Origin of the sequence: Peribacillus sp. NPDC096447, from assembly GCF_044762725.1 — a bacterium.
Taxonomy (GTDB): Bacteria; Bacillota; Bacilli; order Bacillales; family DSM-1321; genus Peribacillus.
This window is the reverse complement of the sequence record NZ_JBIWEV010000002.1, coordinates 76,795-99,069: the sequence shown is the minus strand read 5'-3', so window position 1 is coordinate 99,069 and position 22,275 is coordinate 76,795. Positions and strand designations below refer to the sequence as shown.

The 22,275-nt window shown below is 40.7% G+C and carries 24 protein-coding genes; all 24 read left to right on the top strand.

Annotated elements, in window-relative coordinates; genetic code table 11:
- The first annotated feature begins 15 nt into the window (after nucleotides 1-15).
- A complete protein-coding gene (fliM, locus tag ACIQZD_RS07295; protein ID WP_402900240.1) occupies nucleotides 16-1,014 on the top strand; it encodes a flagellar motor switch protein FliM in 999 nt (332 codons plus the stop codon).
- Complete coding sequence (gene fliY, locus ACIQZD_RS07290) at nucleotides 1,004-2,221, top strand: flagellar motor switch phosphatase FliY (RefSeq protein WP_402900237.1); 1,218 nt, start codon at nucleotides 1,004-1,006, stop codon at nucleotides 2,219-2,221. Before fliM ends, fliY begins: the two co-directional genes overlap by 11 nt.
- Before the next feature lie 18 nt (nucleotides 2,222-2,239).
- Complete coding sequence (gene cheY / locus ACIQZD_RS07285; protein WP_063231856.1) at nucleotides 2,240-2,602, top strand: chemotaxis protein CheY; 363 nt, start codon at nucleotides 2,240-2,242, stop codon at nucleotides 2,600-2,602.
- 15 nt (nucleotides 2,603-2,617) lie between these two features.
- A complete protein-coding gene (locus ACIQZD_RS07280) occupies nucleotides 2,618-3,277 on the top strand; it encodes a flagellar biosynthetic protein FliO (protein ID WP_402900235.1) in 660 nt (219 codons plus the stop codon).
- Nucleotides 3,270-3,935: a flagellar type III secretion system pore protein FliP gene (gene fliP, locus ACIQZD_RS07275; protein WP_402900232.1), complete on the top strand. Its 666-nt coding sequence runs from the start codon at nucleotides 3,270-3,272 to the stop codon at nucleotides 3,933-3,935. The genes ACIQZD_RS07280 and fliP overlap by 8 nt, the downstream gene beginning before the upstream one ends.
- A 14-nt stretch (nucleotides 3,936-3,949) precedes the next feature.
- Nucleotides 3,950-4,219: a flagellar biosynthesis protein FliQ gene (gene fliQ / locus ACIQZD_RS07270; RefSeq protein WP_101224658.1), complete on the top strand. Its 270-nt coding sequence runs from the start codon at nucleotides 3,950-3,952 to the stop codon at nucleotides 4,217-4,219.
- 3 nt (nucleotides 4,220-4,222) lie between these two features.
- Nucleotides 4,223-4,999: a flagellar biosynthetic protein FliR gene (gene fliR / locus ACIQZD_RS07265; protein ID WP_241591184.1), complete on the top strand. Its 777-nt coding sequence runs from the start codon at nucleotides 4,223-4,225 to the stop codon at nucleotides 4,997-4,999.
- 1 nt (nucleotide 5,000) lies between these two features.
- Nucleotides 5,001-6,083: a flagellar biosynthesis protein FlhB gene (flhB, locus tag ACIQZD_RS07260; protein ID WP_402900227.1), complete on the top strand. Its 1,083-nt coding sequence runs from the start codon at nucleotides 5,001-5,003 to the stop codon at nucleotides 6,081-6,083.
- A gap of 39 nt (nucleotides 6,084-6,122) precedes the next feature.
- Nucleotides 6,123-8,159 (top strand): flagellar biosynthesis protein FlhA, encoded by a 2,037-nt coding sequence (gene flhA, locus ACIQZD_RS07255; RefSeq protein WP_402900224.1) that lies wholly within the window; start codon nucleotides 6,123-6,125, stop codon nucleotides 8,157-8,159.
- Nucleotides 8,156-9,313, top strand: a complete 1,158-nt coding sequence (flhF, locus tag ACIQZD_RS07250; protein ID WP_402900221.1) for a flagellar biosynthesis GTPase FlhF — start codon at nucleotides 8,156-8,158, stop codon at nucleotides 9,311-9,313. The genes flhA and flhF overlap by 4 nt, the downstream gene beginning before the upstream one ends.
- On the top strand, nucleotides 9,297-10,163 hold the full coding sequence (locus tag ACIQZD_RS07245; protein ID WP_402900218.1) for a MinD/ParA family protein: 867 nt from the start codon (nucleotides 9,297-9,299) through the stop codon (nucleotides 10,161-10,163). The genes flhF and ACIQZD_RS07245 overlap by 17 nt, the downstream gene beginning before the upstream one ends.
- A gap of 10 nt (nucleotides 10,164-10,173) precedes the next feature.
- The gene (locus ACIQZD_RS07240) at nucleotides 10,174-11,271 is read left to right on the top strand and encodes a protein-glutamate methylesterase/protein-glutamine glutaminase (protein ID WP_402900215.1); all 1,098 of its coding nucleotides are present in this window, start codon (nucleotides 10,174-10,176) and stop codon (nucleotides 11,269-11,271) included.
- A gap of 21 nt (nucleotides 11,272-11,292) precedes the next feature.
- On the top strand, nucleotides 11,293-13,335 hold the full coding sequence (locus ACIQZD_RS07235; protein WP_402900212.1) for a chemotaxis protein CheW: 2,043 nt from the start codon (nucleotides 11,293-11,295) through the stop codon (nucleotides 13,333-13,335).
- A 108-nt stretch (nucleotides 13,336-13,443) separates the two neighbouring features.
- Nucleotides 13,444-13,899 (top strand): chemotaxis protein CheW, encoded by a 456-nt coding sequence (locus tag ACIQZD_RS07230; RefSeq protein ID WP_402900209.1) that lies wholly within the window; start codon nucleotides 13,444-13,446, stop codon nucleotides 13,897-13,899.
- Between the two features lie 4 nt (nucleotides 13,900-13,903).
- Complete coding sequence (locus tag ACIQZD_RS07225; RefSeq protein WP_402900206.1) at nucleotides 13,904-14,542, top strand: chemotaxis protein CheC; 639 nt, start codon at nucleotides 13,904-13,906, stop codon at nucleotides 14,540-14,542.
- Nucleotides 14,535-15,038: a chemotaxis protein CheD gene (locus ACIQZD_RS07220; protein ID WP_402900203.1), complete on the top strand. Its 504-nt coding sequence runs from the start codon at nucleotides 14,535-14,537 to the stop codon at nucleotides 15,036-15,038. Before ACIQZD_RS07225 ends, ACIQZD_RS07220 begins: the two co-directional genes overlap by 8 nt.
- Before the next feature lie 126 nt (nucleotides 15,039-15,164).
- A complete protein-coding gene (locus ACIQZD_RS07215) occupies nucleotides 15,165-15,929 on the top strand; it encodes a FliA/WhiG family RNA polymerase sigma factor (protein ID WP_101224668.1) in 765 nt (254 codons plus the stop codon).
- 201 nt (nucleotides 15,930-16,130) lie between these two features.
- Nucleotides 16,131-16,769 (top strand): DUF6115 domain-containing protein, encoded by a 639-nt coding sequence (locus tag ACIQZD_RS07210; RefSeq protein ID WP_402900200.1) that lies wholly within the window; start codon nucleotides 16,131-16,133, stop codon nucleotides 16,767-16,769.
- A gap of 154 nt (nucleotides 16,770-16,923) precedes the next feature.
- Entirely contained in the window at nucleotides 16,924-17,637 is a 714-nt protein-coding gene (gene rpsB, locus ACIQZD_RS07205) for a 30S ribosomal protein S2 (protein WP_034313644.1), read from the top strand.
- Nucleotides 17,638-17,943: 306 nt separating this feature from the next.
- Nucleotides 17,944-18,828, top strand: a complete 885-nt coding sequence (gene tsf / locus ACIQZD_RS07200) for a translation elongation factor Ts (protein WP_402900195.1) — start codon at nucleotides 17,944-17,946, stop codon at nucleotides 18,826-18,828.
- A 125-nt stretch (nucleotides 18,829-18,953) separates the two neighbouring features.
- A complete protein-coding gene (gene pyrH, locus ACIQZD_RS07195) occupies nucleotides 18,954-19,676 on the top strand; it encodes a UMP kinase (protein WP_034313639.1) in 723 nt (240 codons plus the stop codon).
- Between the two features lie 3 nt (nucleotides 19,677-19,679).
- Nucleotides 19,680-20,237 carry a ribosome recycling factor gene (gene frr / locus ACIQZD_RS07190; RefSeq protein WP_101224671.1) on the top strand — a complete coding sequence of 186 codons (558 nt, stop codon included), beginning with the start codon at nucleotides 19,680-19,682 and terminating at the stop codon, nucleotides 20,235-20,237.
- Between the two features lie 399 nt (nucleotides 20,238-20,636).
- Nucleotides 20,637-21,410 (top strand): undecaprenyl pyrophosphate synthase, encoded by a 774-nt coding sequence (locus tag ACIQZD_RS07185; protein WP_402900188.1) that lies wholly within the window; start codon nucleotides 20,637-20,639, stop codon nucleotides 21,408-21,410.
- Nucleotides 21,411-21,435: 25 nt separating this feature from the next.
- Complete coding sequence (locus tag ACIQZD_RS07180; RefSeq protein ID WP_402900185.1) at nucleotides 21,436-22,233, top strand: phosphatidate cytidylyltransferase; 798 nt, start codon at nucleotides 21,436-21,438, stop codon at nucleotides 22,231-22,233.
- Nucleotides 22,234-22,275 lie beyond the last annotated feature (42 nt).

Sequence of the window (22,275 nt, the reverse complement as noted above, 5' to 3'; positions counted from 1 at the left end):
TGGAGGTGAGTGTTAATGTCCGGGGAAATATTATCGCAAAATGAAATCGATGCTTTGTTATCGGCCATTTCCACAGGTGAAATGGATGCAGATGATTTAAAAAAAGAAGAAGTAGAAAAAAGAGTGAAAGTATACGACTTTAAAAGGGCGCTTCGGTTTTCTAAGGATCAAATACGGAGTTTGACCAGGATACACGAGAACTTTGCAAGGCTCCTGACCACATACTTTTCTGCTCAGCTTAGAACATATGTCCAAATATCCGTTGCTTCGGCAGATCAGATACCTTACGAAGAATTTATCCGATCGATTCCTAAAATGACCATCATGAATGTTTTTGAGGTGCCGCCCTTGGATGGCCGAATCATTCTTGAGGTCAACCCGAATATCGCTTATTCGATGATGGATCGTGTTTTGGGCGGGCGGGGCATAAGCGTGAATAAGGTGGATAGTTTAACGGAAATAGAAACGAAAATCATGTCGAATTTATTCGAGAAGGCTTTTGAAAATTTACAGGAGGCTTGGGGAACGATTGTTGACATCGAACCGGTGATGACAGAGTTCGAGGTGAATCCACAATTTTTACAACTGGTTTCGCCCAACGATACTGTTGTGGTCATTTCCTTGAATACACAAATCGGCGAAACGAGCGGAATGATTAATGTTTGCATTCCTCACGTCGTATTGGAACCGATCATACCAAAGTTATCCGCTCATTATTGGATGGAAAATTCCCAAAAGGAAAAAATCCCGGAGGAAATCATGATTTTGGAAAAGCGTATCCGAAACGCAGATCTTCCCATTATTTCCGAACTTGGTTCCACGGACATCACCATCGAGGATTTTTTACTGCTTGATGTTGGCGATGTCATCGATTTAAATAAGGCAATCGATGAACCTTTGACGATTACAATTGGAGGAATCCCAAAATACAGCGGGCAGCCAGGAAAAGTAGGAAAAAAACATGCTATCCAGATTCTTGATATTTTGAAAGGGGGAGACGAAGATGGTAAGTGATGGAATGCTTTCACAAGACGAGATAGATGCCCTTTTAAAAGGTACAAGTGATATTGAAGATGAGGTGTTCCCTCTCTCGATTGACGATTATTTATCGATGATGGAACTCGACGCCCTCGGTGAAATCGGTAATATCTCCTTCGGAAGTTCGGCCACTGCCCTATCCACTTTGTTGAATCAGAAAGTGGATATCACCACTCCGACGGTTACATTGATTGAAAGGGGACAGATCGCGGAAGAATTCCCGCATCCGTATGTAGCGATTCAAGTGCAATATACAGAAGGTTTTTCAGGTATAAATATGCTGGTCATCAAGCAGAGCGATGCTGCTATCATTGCGGATTTGATGCTTGGCGGAGATGGGGAGAATCCTTCTGACCTGCTTGGGGAAATTCAATTGAGTGCTGTCCAGGAAGCCATGAACCAAATGATGGGTTCTGCTGCGACTTCCATGTCGACCATTTTCAGTAAAAAAGTGGATATTTCTCCACCTAGCATAGATTTACTTAACTTTTTAAATGGTGAAGGTGAAAATGCGATACCGAACGAGGATTTATTTGCAAAAATCTCATTCCGTCTCCGTGTCGGCAGCTTAATTGATTCCAGTATCATGCAGTTGTTGCCGTTAGAGTTTGCTAAAGGGTTAGTCTCTGAATTATTAAATGGGACGAGCGAAAGCGATCCTGCCGAGATGAAAACGCAAAAAATACTAAGTGAACCAGTAACAAACATTCCAACTCAGGAGCCGGCACCATTCCAGGACACCCGGTCTGATCGATCGTCAAATGAAACTTATGGACAAGGCGGTCACCAAACCCAATCTAAGAACCAAATGCCGAATGTACCACAACATTTTGGCGTTTCATCCGTACCAACAGGACAACCGGTAAATGTTCAGCCTGCCAGTTTCACCAGTTTTCAGCCTTATCAGCTTCAGGAGTCTGAAACAAAAAATCTCAGCATGCTGATGGATATCCCTTTGCAGGTAACAGTGGAGCTTGGAAGAACGAAACGCTCCGTCAAGGATATTTTGGAGCTGTCCTCCGGATCGATCATCGAATTGGATAAATTAGCGGGAGAGCCAGTGGATATCCTGGTAAATAGCCGCTTGATAGCAAAAGGCGAGGTAGTGGTGATTGATGAAAACTTTGGAGTACGTGTTACGGATATCATGAGTCAAAGTGACCGATTAAATAAAATAAGATAATTTGGGGGACGAAAAATTATGGCTAATAGAATTTTAATTGTGGACGATGCAGCATTTATGAGAATGATGATTAAGGATATCCTTTCAAAAAATGGTTTTGAAATAGTCGGGGAAGCAGCAGATGGCGCCCAAGCAGTGGAAAAATATAAAGAAACTCATCCGGATCTTGTAACGATGGATATTACCATGCCTGAAATGGATGGAATTACAGCATTAAAGGAAATCAAAAAGGTAAATCCTCAAGCTAAGGTCATCATGTGTTCAGCGATGGGACAGCAAGCCATGGTCATTGATGCGATCCAGGCGGGTGCAAAAGACTTTATCGTGAAGCCATTCCAGGCAGACCGTGTTTTGGAAGCCATAAATAAAGCATTAAGTTAAGAGGGTGTCTTCATATTGTTTTTAATAAAAAAATGGCTTCTGGTCTCACTGATGATAGCAGTATTCTTCTCTGGGGCCATACAGGCCCATGCGGAAGATCTTGAAAAAACAGTGAAGGATGTTTATGAACAGCCAGATGATTTAAAGGTGGATAAAGGTGAATCAAAAGGCTCGAAATCTACCAAACAGACAACGAATCCTGACAAAGTGGGGATAACCGTTTGGGAGTTTCTGAGGATGATATTTGCTACTATTTTTGTAGTGGCCCTTCTATATATCCTATTAAAGTTCATCAATAAAAAAAGTAAATCGTATCAAAAGGCAAATTCAGTGGAGAATTTAGGCGGTACGGGCCTTGGCGCAAATCGTTCTGTCCAGCTTGTTAAAGTCGGCGGGAGAATATTGGTGATCGGGGTCGGTGAAAATATTCAGCTCTTGAAAGAAATAGATGATCCCGAGGAATATGAACAGCTTTTGAAAGATCACAACGATAAGATCGATCAAATGATCCAGCCTGGGGAATTTGCAATGAAGTTGAAAAATAAGTGGTTGAAGAAAAGCGGATCCGAAACCGCCAGTTTCTCTGCAGAGTTCAAAAATCAACTTGATCAATTGTCTGATAGCAGGAAAAAGCTGTTAAAGGAGCTTGATAGGAAAGGAAGAGACAATGAATGAATTCATGGAGTTCTTTAATAACAGTGATCCCACTAATGTCTCTACTTCCGTCAAACTTGTTCTACTGATGACTGTCTTATCGCTGGCTCCAAGCATATTGATCTTGATGACCTGTTTTACAAGAATCATCATTGTCCTGAGCTTTGTGAGAACATCGCTAGCTACACAGCAGATGCCGCCGAATCAGGTGTTGGTCGGCCTGGCACTTTTCATGACATTTTTCATAATGGCACCGACTTTTCAGGAAGTGAATGAAAAGGCATTAACCCCGTTATTTACTGAAGAGATAGATTTAGAAGAAGCATATGTACAGGCCTCGATACCATTTAAGGAATTCATGAGTGCCCATACAAGGCAGAAGGACCTTGAGCTATTCTTGGAATATGCCAAGGTGGATAAGCCTGAAACGATACAGGACATTCCCTTGACTGCCTTTGTACCAGCTTTTGCAATCAGTGAAATCAAAACAGCTTTTCAAATAGGTTTCATGATTTTCATTCCCTTTTTGGTTATTGATATGGTCATTGCAAGTGTCCTGATGTCGATGGGGATGATGATGTTGCCGCCAGTCATGATTTCCCTGCCATTTAAAATCCTCCTTTTCATTCTTGTAGACGGATGGTATTTAGTGGTGAAGTCTTTATTACAGAGTTTTTAAGCAGGTGAGAAAAAATGAGTGCAGATTTTGTTATTGATATAGCAGAAAAAGGAATTTATATGGTATTGATTATCGCTGGCCCATTGATGGTAATCGCTCTTATTGTAGGACTATTAGTAAGCATCTTTCAGGCGACTACACAGATTCAGGAACAAACCTTGGCATTTGTTCCGAAAATCGTGGCAGTCTTATTGGGACTCATTTTATTGGCTCCATGGATGTTGAGCCACCTATTATCATATGCAAATGAAATATTCGGTAATCTGAATCGATTTGTAGGGTAGGGCATGGAGGAATTGTTTCCGCACTTTCCCGCCTTTTTATTAATTGTGGTCCGGGTCACTACATTTTTCGTGGCCATGCCGATTTTTTCGTACCGTTCAATACCGGTACAACATCGGGTCGGGCTTGGAATCTTCCTTGCCTGGATCATGTACTACACCATTGATGCTCCGGTTCTGGAATTGGATGTCACATTTTATTTATTGATCATGAAGGAAGCGCTTGTTGGCCTTTTCATTGGGTTTGCAGCGTATATGATTTTATCGGCCGTTCAAATCGCTGGCGGATTGATTGATTTTCAAATGGGTTTTTCAATAGCGAATGTCATCGATCCCCAAACGGGGGCACAAAGCCCGTTGATGGGACAATACCTTTATACAATCGCTTTATTATTCCTATTGAGTACTAATGGCCATCATTTGCTTTTGGATGGAATTTTTTATAGTTATCAGTTCATCCCGATTGACCAATTATTTGTACCATTCGGAGATCATGCGCTGATAGAATATTTGGCCAAAGCTTTCAGCAAAGCTTTCATGATTGCTTTTCAAATGTCCATACCTGTGGTGGGAAGTATTTTCTTAGTGGATGTCACGCTAGGAATACTTGCCAGGACAGTTCCTCAATTAAATGTGTTCGTTGTTGGGATTCCAGTGAAAATCATTGCCGGATTAGCGGTTATCATACTCGTAATGGGGATGATGATGACGGTTGTTACCCAACTCTTCAATTTCTTGCTTTTGACCATGCGTCACCTAATGCAGTTGATTGGAGGCGTTTGATATGGAGAGGTATCAGCTGGATTTGCAGTTTTTCGCTGGTGAAAAGACCGAAAAGGCGACTCCCAAAAAACGTCAGGATTCGAAGAAAAAAGGTCAGGTGGCAAAGAGTCAGGATGTAAATACCTCTGTGAATTTAATTGCAGTGTTTTCAGTGTTATTGCTTATGGGTCCGTACATGTATAATCATTTGCTCGGTCTTATGAAAGAATATCTGCAGCATTTTACCTTGGCTGGATTCAGTGAGGAGAATATGCAAATTATCATGATAGAGGTTTTAAAGGAGATGGGCCTTATCCTAGGACCCGTTTTTGCAGCAGCGATAGTGGCTGGGATATTGGCTAATGTCATGCAAGTCGGGTTTTTGTTTTCGACTGAATCCATACAGTTCAAACTTGATAAATTGGACCCCATTAAAGGATTGAAACGTATTTTTTCAATGAGGGCTATTGTTGAATTATTGAAATCCATTCTTAAAATATCATTTGTTGGTTTCGTTGCCTTTTATGTACTATGGCAGCGCAAGGACGAGATGATGATTTTATCACAGATTTCTGTGGAAGAAGCGATGGCAACATTGGCGGATATTACGATTAAAGTAGGATTTTATGCTGCCGTGGCTTTATTGTTCATTGCTCTATTAGACTATTTGTATCAAAAATATGACTTTGAAAAAAACATCCGGATGTCCAAACAGGATATTAAGGATGAGTATAAAAATTCCGAAGGGGACCCGCTCATCAAATCCAAGATAAAGCAAAAGCAGAGGCAGATGGCCGCTCAAAGAATGATGCAGGAAATTCCCCATGCGGATGTCGTCATCACTAACCCGACGCATTTTGCTATTGCTTTAAAATATGACGAAGAAAAAGCGGAGGCTCCGTATGTAGTGGCAAAGGGCGTTGATTTTGTTGCCCAGAAAATTAAATTCATTGCCAAAGAAAACGATGTGATCATGGTGGAAAATCGGCCTTTGGCCAGGTCTTTATATGATCAAGCTGAATTAGGCCAGGCGATACCTGAAGAGTTTTTTAAGGCGGTCGCTGAAATACTGGCCTTTGTATATAAAACCAAAGGTAAACTGTAAAGAAGTAATTGGGTAACCCGCTAGTTAGGAGAGAAAAACATGCGAGCAAGAGATTTAGTTGTTATATCGAGCGTCATCATGATCGTTGCCATGTTGGTCATTCCATTGCCAACATGGTTGTTAAGTATTTTACTCCTTTTAAATATCTCTCTTGCGTTGCTGGTTCTATTGACTACGATGAATATGAAAGAACCTCTCGAATTTTCAATCTTTCCTTCCTTGCTCCTTTTACTGACATTGTTCAGGCTGGGGTTGAATGTTTCGACGACTCGTGCCATTTTGACCTATGGTGATGCTGGGGGAGTTGTAGAAACCTTTGGGTCGTTTGTAGTCGGCGGTAACGTGCTTGTAGGATTAGTTGTATTCATCATTTTGGTCATCATCAATTTCATCGTCATCACGAAAGGTTCCGAACGGGTCTCGGAGGTAGCGGCAAGGTTTACGCTGGATGCGATGCCGGGGAAACAGATGGCCATCGATGCAGATTTAAATGCTGGGATGATCTCCGAAAACGAAGCACGTGCCAGAAGGGAAAAAATTAGTAACGAAGCAGACTTTTATGGATCCATGGATGGGGCGAGTAAGTTTGTTAAAGGGGACGCCATAGCGGGCATCATCATTGTCATCATTAACTTGATTTTCGGTATGATCATTGGCGTCATGCAATTGGACATGAGCTTTGGAGAAGCAGCCGTCCATTTTTCCATGTTATCGGTTGGTGACGGTATCGTGAGTCAGTTACCAGCTTTATTGATTTCTACAGCTACGGGAATTGTCGTAACCCGGGCAGCCTCGAATGGAAACCTCGGAGCGGATATTGTTGAACAGTTATTTCAATTTCCCAAAATGCTTTACCTAACAGCAGCAACCATTTTCCTTTTAGGGTTATTCACTCCCATTTCCGACTTGTTCACCATTCCGATCGCAGCTTTATTAGTCGTTGGAGGGTATACAATTTCAAGGATACCGAAGCAGGACGAAAGTGAAATGCAAGAAATGGAAGAAGTGCTGGAAACCGATGAAATGAAAAGTCCAGAAAGCGTTGTTAACCTTTTAAGTGTCGACCCGATCGAATTTGAGTTTGGATATGGATTGATTCCGCTTGCAGATGCCAATCAAGGGGGAGACCTACTGGACCGGGTCGTCATGATCCGCCGGCAGCTTGCAATTGAGTTGGGGCTCGTGATCCCTGTCGTCAGAATACGTGATAATATTCAGTTGAATCCTAATGAGTATCGGCTGAAGATTAAGGGAAGTGTCATGGCAAAGGGGGAATTGCTCCTTAATCATTTGTTGGCCATGAGTCCAGGGATGGAGGATGATTCAATAGAAGGAATCGATACGATAGAACCGTCTTTCGGTTTACCGGCCAAGTGGATTACGGATGATATGAAAGAACATGCCGAGATGCTGGGTTATACAGTTGTCGACCCGCCAAGTGTTGTATCCACTCACTTGACGGAAGTCATAAAGTCCAATGCGCAGGAATTATTGGGCAGGCAGGAAACGAAACAATTGATCGATCATCTCCACGAATCGGCACCTATACTAGTAGAGGAAGTCACTCCGAATCCCTTGTCTATAGGAGATGTACAAAAGGTATTGGCAAAATTATTGAAGGAAAAAGTTTCGATAAGGAACTTACCGATCATTTTCGAAACGCTTGCTGATTATGGCAAGTTATCGACTGACACAGATTTGCTTACTGAATATGTAAGGCAGAACTTAGCCAGACAAATAACGAATTCTTTTATTTCGGATGAAAATAGAATTAAAGTCATAACATTATCGGGGAAAGTTGAAAAGACCATCGCGGATGGTGTACAGCAAACCGAACATGGTAATTTTTTATCGTTGGATCCAACTATATCGCAATCCATATTGGAGGCAGCTGCAGCCAAATTGGAAGAGCTGACCCTAATGGATCACCAACCGATTTTACTCTGCTCTCCAGCAGTAAGGATGTATGCCCGGCAATTAACTGAACGTTATTTTCCTAATGTACCGATTCTTTCATACAATGAACTCGAATCAAATGTAGAAGTACAAAGCGTAGGGGTGGTGAATATCGATTGAAGGTAAAGAAATATTTGGCTCCATCAATGAACGAGGCAATGAAGCGAATAAGGGCGGAACTAGGCAGTGATGCAGTAATCTTAAGTTCGAAGGCTGTATATAATGGTGGTTTCTTAGGATTATTCAAAAAGAGGAATGTTGAAGTCATTGCAGCCATAGACCCTGTGTCCCAGCCTATCCACGCCGTAACCAAGCAAAAATCGAAGAAGTTGGCATCAAAGCTGGAAATGGCAAGTCATGCCCCTGAACCTAATGAAGGGAATAGGGAAAGTGCTGACTTATTAAAAGAAATCGAAGGTTTGAAAGATATGATAAAGAGTTTGCAAATCTATTCAACTGATAAAAAATATCCGGGGAAGCTGGAGAAAATCCACGAATACCTAACCGAGCAGGAAGTGGATATATCACTTCGGTCCCAAATCATGGATGAATTGTTTGAAAAATGGTTCGTTTTTAAACAGCAATCCACTGATGAAGAGGTTCAAGTTTGGTTGGAAGAAGCCATGCTCGGGATTTTGGAAAAGGTTGAAAACGGGAAACCCGGGCTGCAAAAAAAATATATTAATATTGTTGGCCCAACAGGTGTGGGAAAGACAACGACCTTGGCAAAAGTAGCTGCGGAAACCATGTTGAAGCATGATAAAAAGGTGGCTTTCATTACGACGGATACGTACAGGATTGCTGCAATAGATCAACTTAAGACATATGCCAAGATTTTAAACGTTCCAATTGAAGTCGCTTATAATTTGGAAGACTTCAAAAGGGCTGCTGAACGCTTCTCCCATTATGATTTTGTTTTTATTGATACGGCCGGAAGGAATTTCCGTAACCCGCAATATGTCAAGGATCTTAATGAAATCATCCATTTTACAGATGAGATGGAAACCTATTTAGTATTGTCATTGACCTCTAAACAAAAGGATATGGAAGATATTTATCGACAGTTTGCTGCCATACCTATTAAACAGGTCATTTTTACAAAAGCGGACGAAACCTCCACTTTCGGGCAGATATTCAATTTTATACACACTCATAAATTAGGAGCCGCCTATATAACAGATGGACAGAATGTACCAGACGATATTGAAATAGCTACATCATCACAGTTATTGAAAATGGCTATTGAGGCTAGTAAATATGAAAGATCAAGCTGAGAATTTACGAAGAAGATTGGAAGCCCGCCAAAATCGATCAATGGCCAAAACGATTGCCGTTTTAAGCGGGAAAGGTGGAGTGGGAAAATCAAACTTTTCTTTGAATTTTTCGATTGCCTTATCCCAAAGAGGCAAAAAAATACTGTTGTTCGACATGGATATCGGCATGGGGAATATTGATATTTTGATCGGGGAACAATCTCCCAGCAGCATTATTGATTTTTTTGAAAACGATTGTAGTTTGAAGGATATCATCATGGCAGGACCGGGAAACATTTCAATCATTACAGGTGGTACGGGGTTGACGAATCTCTTTTCACTTGATGAAGAAAAGTATACCCGGTTTAATGAGGAATTCAGTTTATTGTTGGCGAATTACGATTATATCTTATTTGATATGGGTGCAGGCATCACTCAGGATTCCATGAAATTCCTGTTATGTGTGGATGAATTAGTCGTTATCACGACACCTGAACCCACTTCTATCATGGATGCATATTCCGCAATGAAATATATCCATTCAGTAAATAAAGAGATTCCATTGTTCCTGATTTGCAATCGGGTTTTCACGAGTAAGGACGGCAAAGAAACGATTATGCGCCTCCAAAATGCACTAGTGAAATTTTTGGGACTGGAAACTGTAGCTCTTGGGTACTTGCCAGATGATAGAACCGTACCCAATTCTGTTACCAAACAAATCCCCTTTCTCCTTTTCGATTCTGAAGCCGATGTATCCAAAGCCATTATGGACATTGCTTCGAGATATGCAAATCATTCATTTGGGGAAGAATTGACTTTGCAAAAAAGCCATTTCCTCCAAAATATGAAGAGATATTTTTTGGGAAAGTAGGACTCCTTATATGAGTAAAGTAAAAGTGCTGATAGTGGACGATTCTGCGTTTATGAGAAAGTTAATTTCAGAGTTTTTAGCAGAAGATAGCAGGATGGAAGTCATCGGGACTGCCAGGAATGGAAGAGATGCCATAGACAAAATAAAGGCTTTAAAACCCGATGTCGTGACTTTGGATGTGGAAATGCCGATTATGGACGGATTGGAAGCATTAAGCCGGATCATGAATGAATGTCCAACCGCTGTAGTCATGTTATCAAGCACAACGAAAAAAGGAACGGAAAATACATTTGCCGCCATGAACAGTGGAGCCTTTGACTTTGTGGCTAAACCTTCGGGTGCCATTTCATTGGATTTACATAAAATCAAGAAAGAACTCCATGAAAAAGTTATGGCTGCCAGCAGGGCAAATGTTCACAAACTAGAAAAAAATGCGATGAATATAGAAAGAAGCCCATCCGTTTGGGGAAAATATAGTAAAATAGATTCAAAAGAATCGTCGAAAATTGAAAGAAATCAAGAAAAATGGTCCTATGGGTACAAAAAGATAATAGTCATCGGTACATCAACAGGAGGCCCGAGAGCTCTGCAGACCGTCTTGGCAGGACTCCCGGAAGAAGTTGATGCTCCCATACTCATTGTCCAGCATATGCCCCCCGGTTTCACAAAATCCTTGGCAACACGCCTGAATTCATTATGCAAGATTAAAGTGAAGGAAGCTGAAGAGGGGGAACTGATTCAAAAAGGTGTCGCCTATATCGCACCTGGAGGTTTTCACTTGAAAGTGAGGAAAGTCGGAATGAGCTGGGCAATCCTTTTGGATCAATCCGAATTTCGTAATGGACATCGCCCGTCGGTTGATGTGCTATTTGAATCGGTAAGTGAAATGAATGATTCTGCGAAAATAGCCGTTATCATGACCGGGATGGGGATGGACGGGTCGATGGGACTCATGAAGCTTAAACAGGAGGGTCCTTCAAAAGCGATAGCCGAATCACAGGAGACATCAATCGTTTTTGGTATGCCTAAGGCGGCAATCAATACCAAGTTAATAGATAGCATAGAGGATGTAGAAAAAATAGCTAAAGCGATAATAAGCTATTGTTAACACGTGGAGGTGTGAGATTGTATGGATATGAATCAGTATTTAGAGATTTTTATAGAAGAAAGTAAAGAACATCTTCAAACGTGCAGCGAACAGTTGCTGGTACTCGAAAAGAACCCGGAAGACCTCTCGATCGTAAACGAAATCTTTCGTTCCGCCCATACCTTAAAAGGGATGTCGGCGACTATGGGGTATGAGGATCTAACCAATTTAACTCATAAAATGGAGAATGTGTTGGATGCGATCCGAAATAGTCAAATCGCTCTCTCTCCAGAATTATTTGATGTGATATTTTTAGCGGTTGATGATTTAGAAGCGATGGTCATGTCAATTGCTGAAGGAGGAGATGGAAAAAGAAATGTGGAGGAGGTTGTCCATCAGCTGGAAATGATTGAAAAAGGGGAGTCGCCCGTTTCTTTCACCATTGCAGAGATTGCAGCAGCTTCTGCCGTCCTTGAAAAAGAGGAAATGACTGCGGGTGAGTACGATGAATTTGAATGGACAGTGCTTCAGCAGTCCAAAGATCAAGGCTTCAACAGCTTCGAAATCTCGATAGGGTTGTGTGAGGACTGTCTTTTAAAAGCTGCCCGGGTGTTTATGGTTTTCGAGGTGCTTGAAAAGTCAGGTGAAGTAATCAAGTCAAACCCACCCGTCGAACTTTTAGAAGAAGAGCAATTCGATCAGCAATTTACGGTCACGATGGTAACAACAGAATCGAGTGATGAGATAAAGGAAAAAATCATGAAGGTTTCCGAAGTGGATCAAGTTGTGGTAAACGCCCTTGATCTTGAGGGCTTGAGGCATGCAGACAATTCTATAGAGGATCAAGTTGCTGAAATAACGGAACAAGAGACAAATAAAGCCGTGCTTCCAACTGATAATGATGATAAGAAAAAACAGGCACCCGTTAAGCCGGCATCAAGCAAGACCATTCGGGTGAACATTGAGCGGCTTGATATATTAATGAACCTATTCGAGGAACTAGTAATCGATAGAGGCAGACTTGACCAAATTTCCAGTGATTTGGATAATCAAGAATTGCATGAAACAGTAGAAAGAATGTCCCGTATAACAAGTGATTTACAAACAATCGTTTTGAATATGCGGATGGTGCCCGTTGAAACTGTATTCAATCGTTTTCCTAAAATGGTTCGTCAATTAGCAAGGGATTTAAACAAGAAAGTCAATTTGGAAATCAACGGTGCTGAAACGGAACTTGACCGTACAGTCATTGATGAAATCGGTGATCCTCTCGTCCATTTATTAAGAAACGCAATGGATCATGGAATTGAAACACCTGAAGAACGTTTGGCGAAAGGAAAGAATGAAGAAGGTAAAATTCTGTTAAAAGCCTACCACAGCGGCAATCATGTTTTCATTGAAATCGAGGATGACGGTGCAGGAATCAATAAAGAGCGAGTCATGAACAAGGCGCTATCCAGTGGGATATTAACCAAGGAAACTGCCGCCACCCTAACGGATAAGCAAATCTATGAATTGATATTCGCTTCTGGTTTCTCAACAGCGGAAACCATTTCAGATGTATCGGGGCGCGGTGTTGGACTGGATGTGGTTAAAAATACTATTGAGTCTCTCGGTGGATCTGTCACGATCGATTCCAAAGAGAATGAAGGATCCATCTTCCTTATTCAGCTTCCGCTTACATTGTCCATTATCTCTGTCATGCTGGTTGCAATCCAAAACGAAAAATATGCCATACCGCTTTCTTCCATAATAGAAACAGCAATCATAAAAAAAGCAGATATCTTGAATGCCCATAATCAACAGGTTATTGACTTCAGGGGAAAGATTCTGCCGCTTCTGTTCTTGAAAGATATATTTGAAGTGCCTATCAGTCAGGAAGAAGAAGAGTCCCTCTCTGTGGTCATTGTAAGAAAAGGCGATAAATTAGCCGGATTAGTCGTTGATTCATTCATCGGACAGCTGGAAATCGTTCTGAAATCACTAGGTAATTATTTAAATAGCGCATTTGCAATATCGGGGGCAACGATTCTTGGTGATGGGCAAGTTGCTTTAATCATAGATTGCAACACATTGATTCATTGAATGATAGATAAATGGGGCAGGGGAATGGGACGTTGGTTCAACCGTTTCGATGCAGGTTTTCGTTAAGACTGCACAACAATCATGAGTTTATTAAAAGGAGGGGAATAGATGTCGGAGGATATGAAAGTAATCGTATTTCAAATTAAGGATAAAGAATATGCAATTCCAGTGGATAAAGTCAGCGGTATCGAAAAGATTCTGCATATTACCAGAGTTCCAAAGGCTGTAAAGTTTGTTAAGGGAGTCATAAATCTAAGGGGTGTAATCACTCCAATTATTGATTTGCGGGTGCGTTTTGGTTTCGAAGAGGTGGAATACGATGAATCAACAAGGATTATCATCGTCATTCTGGATGATATGGAAGTTGGGTTAATAGTGGACTCTGCCAATGATGTTTTGGATATTCCAGTGGATAGTATCGAACCTCAGCCTGAAGTTGTGGGACATTTGGCTTCAGAATACATTAGCGGAGTGGCTAAAATTGAAAAGCGACTGCTCGTCCTAATCAATTTGGAGAAGGCTCTAAGTCTGGAAATGTCTGAAAATATGTTAAGAGAAGGATAATCATATGTCGTTCATTGAGAAAATCAACCCTTTTCAACTCGATATTTTGAAGGAAATCGGCAATATTGGTGCAGGGAACGCAGCAACTGCGCTTTCTGCCATCCTTAATAGGAAAATTGATATGAATGTTCCTAATGTCCGAATCGTTTCCTTTGATGAAATGATGGAAATGGCTGGCGGGGCAGATCACGTCGTTGCCAGCGTTTTCCTTAGAATAGAAGGTGATGCTTCAGGGAGTATGTTTTTTATCCTTTCGCTTCCTGTAGCTGAATACTTGATTCGTAAGATGACTGGTGATGAAACCTTTTTGATGGAATCCGCACCCTATACTGAATTGGCGCTTTCTTGCCTTCAGGAATTAGGGAATATCTTATCGGGATCCTATCTCTCTTCCCTTGCTGATTTCACCCGATTGAATTTCTATCCATCCGTTCCATCCTTGAGCATCGATATGGTAGGGGCAACGATCGGTTACGGATTATTGGAATTATCCATAGTAAGTGACGCAGCCATCGTCATTGATACTGTGCTTGAAAAAGACCAGCTTTTCGCTGACTCCATTAATGGTCATTTCTTTTTATTACCTGATCCCGAATTTTTTGATATCATTTTTTCCGCTTTAGGAGTGTCACCTAATGACTGAATTGTTAAAGGTCCAGGTTGTTAAGGTTGGAATAGCGGATATGAATATAATAAAGCCTCCCTATACGATTCGCACTTCCGGATTGGGGTCGTGTGTTGGTGTTGTAATTTATGATGAGAAAAAAGAAATTGCAGGTTTGGCACATATTATGCTGCCTGACTCTTCACTAGCTAAATCGGGGCAGATCAACGTTGCCAAATTTGCAGATACGGCGATAAAGGAATTAGTGCAGCTCTTAGTAAAAGAAGGCGCAAGAATGCCATTCCTAAAAGCGAAGTTGGCTGGCGGAGCACAAATGTTTCAATTTGCCTCCGGAGGGGATTTAATGAGAATAGGACCCCGGAATGTGGAAGCTGTACGGAAAGAGTTATCTGACTTGCGCATTAGAGTCGTCGCCGAAGATGTTGGCGGGAATAGCGGAAGAACGATTGAATTCAATTTAAGTGATTGTTTGCTAAATATACGGACCGTTACAAAAGGGACTAAAAACATATAGGATCGGATTTGGCTTTTGAAAAGCCAAAAATATGACAGGTACACTTGCAATCGAATTATTATTTCATTTATGGCTTTAGGGGCCGTATCGATCACAAATCGTATAACAATGTTAGGAGGATGTCCAATGTCTCATCTGACCATCGAAGAAGAGCAGTTATGTTGGAAGAATTGGGTGGATCGCAGAGATCCGCTAGCCGGGGACATTTTGGTAAAGAAATACATACCTCTCGTATCGTATCATGTTCAACGCATTTCAGTAAGTCTTCCTAAAAATGTGAGCCGGGATGATATAAGAAGTTTAGGGATGATGGGGTTATTCGATGCCCTGGAACGTTTTGACACGAAGCGTGACCTGAAGTTTGACACATATGCATCATTTAGAATACGTGGTGCTATTTTAGATGGATTAAGAAAAGAGGATTGGCTTCCGCGGAGCGCAAGAGATAAAGCCAAGAAAATTGAAGCTGCCATAGAAAAGCTGGAGCAGCAATACATGAGGAACCTTTCGCCAAACGAGATTGCCGCTGAATTGAATATTCCCGAAGATGAAGTATACGCTGCATTAAATGAGAACTTCTTTGCCAATGTACTATCAATGGATGAAAATCCCCAAGAAGACGATAAAGAAAGCGCGAATTTTCATATTAAAGATGAAAAGGCGGATTTACCTGAGGAACATGTGTTAAGGGATGAACTGTATGTTGAATTAGCCAAAGTCATAGAAACCCTTAATGAAAAAGAACAGTTGGTTTTACAGCTTTTTTATAAAGAAGAACTAACATTGACCGAAATCGGGCAAGTGATGAGCCTATCTACATCCCGGATATCCCAAATTCATTCAAAAGCGATATATAAATTAAGAAACACGATGCAAGATCAAAAAAATTAATCAGGATATTTTATTGAAGGGGGCTACGGTGTCTGGGAAGCATAAACTCCCAATTGAACGAAGAAAGCCCCCTGCCAGCTTGAAAGAATTGATACGGGTACCCTCATCAATAAATGCTGCGAAATCACAGAATGTTTGAACTGTACTTAGTCAATAAGAGCAAAACAACAGATTGACTATTCCGGTTAATTAGGAGGCAACATGACAGCATTTTTTTTATTTCTGTTGTTTGTATTAAACATATTCACCATTTTCGCCATCATCGTTTTATATCTTCGGCAAAATCGTTTAAGTAAGTTGGAAAAAGACCAAAAAGCCATCATTGGAGAAATGGAACAACTTTTGTCTGGTTATTTAATGGAGATGAAAGAGGATAACGAGACATTGGTAAAGGCATTCACCAATTCGGTGGCAATGAATCACGAGCATGGTCAAAAAGGACAAGTACATGGCTCGATCAAAGAAACAAAGGAAGATAATGAAGAAAAACAAGAACAAAACATGCTGCTAGAGTATAAAGAGGGAAGCCGCGCAGCTGCTAAAAAGCAGGCGATCAACGCCTATGAAATTATGCCTGAAGAAAATGAAACCAATGCTTTACCAGTAAAAGTCGAGGACAAATTGGAGCTTTCATCGGCAGCCGCTTCTCCAAAAAACGAAGGGAAGCCGGCAGGCATGGAATTTTCGGACATGCTGCAGGCTTCTTTAAATGAACGATCATTAAATGAAAAAGTGGATATGTTAGCGAATCAAGGACATTCAGTAGAGGAAATCGCCAAAAAGTTAGGTCGCGGTCAAACCGAGATAGAGCTATTACTAAAGTTTCGCATGAATAGATAAAGTTATCTCTTGATTGTGCAGAGCCATTATGATATATTATGAAATGGTGTTAATACACACGCCCCGTGATTCTTGCAGATGGTGCTGTTACGACAGTTTCTGTATGAAAATGATCGGTGCGGAGGAAAAACAAAACCATTTAGGAGGAACTAAAATGTCAGTCATTTCTATGAAACAATTGCTTGAAGCTGGTGTGCATTTCGGACACCAAACACGTCGCTGGAACCCGAAAATGAAGAAATATATCTTCACTGAGCGTAACGGCATCTACATCATCGACCTTCAAAAAACAGTTAAAAAGGTTGAAGAAGCTTATAACTTCGTGAAAGAACTAGCTGCTAACGGTGGTACTGTTCTTTTCGTCGGAACTAAAAAACAAGCTCAAGAATCTGTTAAAGAAGAAGCTATCCGTTCTGGTATGTACTATGTAAACCAACGTTGGTTAGGTGGAACTTTAACAAACTTTGAAACAATCCAAAAACGTATCGCTCGTCTTAAAGATATCGAAAAAATGGAAGAAAACGGAACTTTCGAAGTGCTTCCTAAAAAAGAAGTTATCCAACTTAAAAAAGAATGGGATCGCTTAGAGAAATTCTTAGGCGGTATTAAAGATATGAAGACTCTTCCAGATGCGATCTTCGTTATCGACCCACGCAAAGAGCGTATTGCTGTTGCGGAAGCACACAAATTACACATTCCACTTGTTGGTATCGTTGATACAAACTGTGATCCGGATGAAATCGATGTAGTTATTCCTGCGAATGACGATGCAATCCGTGCTGTTAAATTATTAACAGGTAAAATGGCAGATGCTATCTTAGAAGCTAAACAAGGCGAAGAAACAGCAACTGAAACAACTACTGCTTAATAAGTAAAAAAGGTTGCTTATTCAGTAAGAAAAAAAGGTGATAAGAGGATAATGCCTTTTATCCCTTTTTTTTGCACTAAATAAACATACATAAAATCACTGTACGTAATGTCTTTTTTAAAAGGTATGGGCGATTTTTAAGGGATGAAAATCATCAGCTGGTTTAGTACCGTCAAATTGACTGAAAAAGTGGATGTTTTTAAATATTGTCAAGGCTCGTTATTTTCTTTGAGGATAACAAGTATTTTTTGGCAATAATGGGTAAAGATTGAATAAACTGCATTTAATTTGAGGAGGATATATATTATGGCAATCACTGCACAATTAGTTAAAGAATTGCGTGAAAAAACTGGTGCCGGTATGATGGACTGTAAAAAGGCACTTGTACAAACAGAAGGCGATATGGAAAAGGCAATCGATTTCCTACGTGAAAAAGGAATTGCAAAAGCCGCTAATAAAGGCGACCGTATTGCTGCTGAAGGTTTAACTTCAATCGTTGTAGAAGGAAACCAAGCGGTTATTCTTGAAGTGAACTCAGAAACTGATTTCGTTGCTAAAAATGAAGGCTTCCAAACTCTTGTAAAAGAATTGGCTGCATTCCTTCTTGCTAACAAACCTGAAAGCGTTGAAGCAGCTCTTGAGCAAACAATGGAAAATGGAGCAAAAGTTGCAGATCATATCAATGCTGCTGTTGCTAAAATCGGGGAAAAATTAACTCTTCGCCGTTTCCAAGTCGTTTCTAAAACAGATAACGACGCATTTGGTGCATACCTTCACATGGGTGGGCGTATCAGCGTACTATCAGTTCTTGAAGGTACAACTGACGAAGAGGCAGCTAAAGGCGTTTCAATGCATATCGCTGCAATCAACCCTAAATATATCTCTCGCGACCAAGTAGATGCTAGCGAATTAGAACGCGAACGCGAAGTTCTTACGCAACAAGCGCTTAATGAAGGCAAACCTGAAAAAATCGTTGCAAAAATGGTTGATGGACGTATCAATAAATTCTACGAAGAAATCTGTGTTAACGAACAAGCTTTCGTTAAGAACCCAGATCAAAAAGTGGGACAATTCGTTGAATCTAAAGGCGGAAAAATCCAATCATTCGTTCGTTATGAAGTAGGGGAAGGTCTTGAAAAACGTCAAGAAAACTTTGCTGAAGAAGTAATGAACCAAGTTAAAAAAGACTAATTGTCAGATAATTAATAATAGGGAACACTCTGGTGTTCCCTATTTTTTGAAATGTCATGAATTTTTGGTAGTATTGCAAGAAAGCATGATGAACGAATGAAAAGATTACATAGTTGGAGGTTCTCATGAGTAACGCTAAATATAAACGTGTCGTTTTAAAACTAAGTGGCGAAGCATTAGCCGGTGAAGAAGGATTTGGAATTAACCCTGCAGTAATTAAATCTATTGCTGAACAAGTCAAGGAAGTGGCTGAGCTTGATGTGGAAGTGGCTGTTGTTGTCGGCGGCGGAAACATTTGGCGCGGGAAAATAGGCAGTGAAATGGGCATGGATCGTGCTAATGCCGATTATATGGGTATGCTGGCTACAGTCATGAACTCATTGGCATTACAAGACAGCCTTGATCAGCTTGGAATTGAAACGCGCGTGCAAACTTCCATTGAGATGAGGCAAGTCGCAGAGCCATACATTAGACGCCGTGCTATCAGGCATCTAGAGAAAAAGAGAGTGGTGATTTTTGCAGCTGGTACAGGTAATCCATACTTCTCAACGGATACCACTGCCGCCCTGCGTGCTGCTGAAATTGAAGCTGATGTCATCTTGATGGCGAAGAATAATGTGGATGGCGTATACAATGCAGATCCGGTTAAGGACAAAAATGCAGTGAAGTATGATAAACTTTCCTACCTTGATGTGATTAAAGAAGGGTTAGAAGTAATGGATTCAACTGCGTCCTCACTATGCATGGACAATGATATTCCATTGATCGTCTTCTCGATAATGGAAAAAGGTAATATTAAACGGGCCGTATTAGGCGAAACGCTTGGTACTATTGTAAGGGGGAAATAAAAGATGCCGAAACAAGTTATTTCGAATGCGAAAACGAAAATGGAAAAAGCCATTGGAGCGTATACACGTGAATTAGCAAGCATCCGTGCCGGAAGGGCAAATGCCTCATTGCTTGATAGAATCTCGATCGATTATTATGGATCGCCGACACCAGTCAATCAGGTGGCAGGAATTTCTGTCCCGGAAGCTAGACTATTAGTCATTCAACCATATGATAAAACGGTTTTGGGTGAAATCGAAAAGGCGATTTTGAAATCAGACTTGGGATTGAATCCTTCTAATGATGGATCGGTCATCAGGATAGCCATCCCAGCCTTAACGGAAGAGCGCAGAAAAGAGCTTGTGAAAGTCGTTAAAAAAGAAGCGGAAGAAGCGAAAATAGCTGTCCGTAATGTGCGTCGCGATGCTAATGATGATTTGAAAAAGCTTGAAAAAAGTGGTGAAATCACTGAAGATGATTTACGTGGCTATGCAGATGACATCCAAAAGATGACAGATGGCAATATCACGAAAATTGATGAAATTACAAAAGATAAAGAAAAAGAAATTATGGAAGTATAATTCCCACTGAAGAATTGATTAAATAAAGAGGGCCGAATCCATACTGGGTCATGTCTTGGTTCTAACATATAGGTGTGCTTAAAGGAGAAAACTGTTATAATAAGGTTTCTCCGATAATGATTACTCCTTGAGTTAGTATGTTGCATGCAAACGTTGGAGGTGGTCCTTTTTTTGCATTTTTCATGGTAATCATAACCGGTTTTAGAAAAAAAGAAGTAATAATTTCTCCCTTTCTAGCTTCTAATGAAGAAATAATTTTCATATTAATAATATGAGAACCAGTTTTTTTTTGATATTATAATATAGATTCTTTTTAAGCGGCAGAAAGCTTGATATACATAGTGCACGAAAACTTTGCCTTTGTAGAGAGATAAGTACAACCTGATGGGGGACTAACATATGTATTCACTTTGGAAGCGTTTCGTTAAAAAAGATGCTTCTTCCGATGTAACAAATAGGATTCAGCATATTAAACAGTTTGATGTTCCTCAGCATATCGCCATCATTATGGATGGGAACGGCCGTTGGGCCAAAAAGCGTGCATTGCCACGTGTGGCGGGTCATCATGAAGGAATGAAAACCGTTCGTAGAATTACTAAAGTTGCCAATAAATTAGGGGTCAAAACTTTGACAGTCTATGCGTTTTCCACTGAAAATTGGAAACGTCCGAAAAGTGAAGTCGACTTTTTGATGAAGCTTCCCCAGGAATTTCTGGGGACATTTTTACCCGAGCTCATTTCAGAAAATGTAAGAGTTGAAACGATAGGGGACTTGTCACTCATTCCGTCACATACTCAAAGTGCCGTTAAACGGGCAATGGAAGACACGAAAGACAATGATGGGATGATTCTGAATTTTGCCCTGAACTATGGAAGCCGTGGGGAGATTGTATCTGCAGTGAATAGCATCATTCAAGATGCTAAGAATGGTATAATAAAGGAAAATGTAACTGAGGAAATGCTATCCAGTTACCTGATGACCAATCATTTGTCGGATCCTGATTTACTGATCCGTACAAGCGGTGAAATCCGTTTAAGCAATTTCATGCTTTGGCAGGCGGCTTATACTGAGCTGTGGTTTACTGAGGTGCTATGGCCGGATTTTAGTGAAGAGCATTTATTGCAGGCAGTTGAGGAGTATCAAAAGCGTTCACGAAGATTCGGTGGCGTTTAATGTAGAAGGCGAGGAAAATGGAATAATGAAACAACGAATTATTACGGCGGTCGTAGTTGCCGCTATCTTCATTCCACTAGTCATTTTAGGGGGCACTCCCTTTTTACTGACGGTATATCTGTTAGGGTCAATTGGTTTGTATGAACTGATGAAAATGAAAAAGTTACGTGTACTGTCTTTTGAAGCATTTCTTTCCTACATATTATTGTGGGTGCTTTTATTGCCTAATGAGCATACCGCTTTTTTAGCAGAAATAAATTACGATAAAGTTCAAGTCTTCTTAATCGGGGTTTTGCTGCTGTTGCTTTATACAGTCGTTTCAAAAAACCGTTTTACTTTTGATGACGCAGGCTTTCTAGTGATCTCAATCCTATACTTGGGGATAGGCTTCTATTACCTATTTGAAACACGTGACTCATTGGGGTTGGGGCTGATCTATATCCTGCTTACCCTATTTACGATCTGGGCAACCGATTCCGGGGCCTACTTCATAGGTAAATCACTTGGTAAAAGAAAGCTATGGCCAGAAATAAGTCCAAACAAGACGGTGGAAGGATTTATCGGCGGGTTATTTTCCGCGATGGTAGTGGGGGTTCTATTTTACGCCTTCTCCAGCCTTGATTACACATTAGTACAATTATTATTGATTTCATTAATCATTGGGGTATTCGGCCAATTGGGCGATCTCGTCCAATCGGCGTATAAACGGCATTATGGCGTTAAGGATTCAGGAACGCTTCTCCCGGGACATGGTGGAATTTTGGACAGGCTTGATAGCGTGATATTCATTTTACCGATTTTGCATTTATTGCACGTTTTATAATATAAATATAGGCAAGTGTTATCTGAATTAGGAGATGAACAA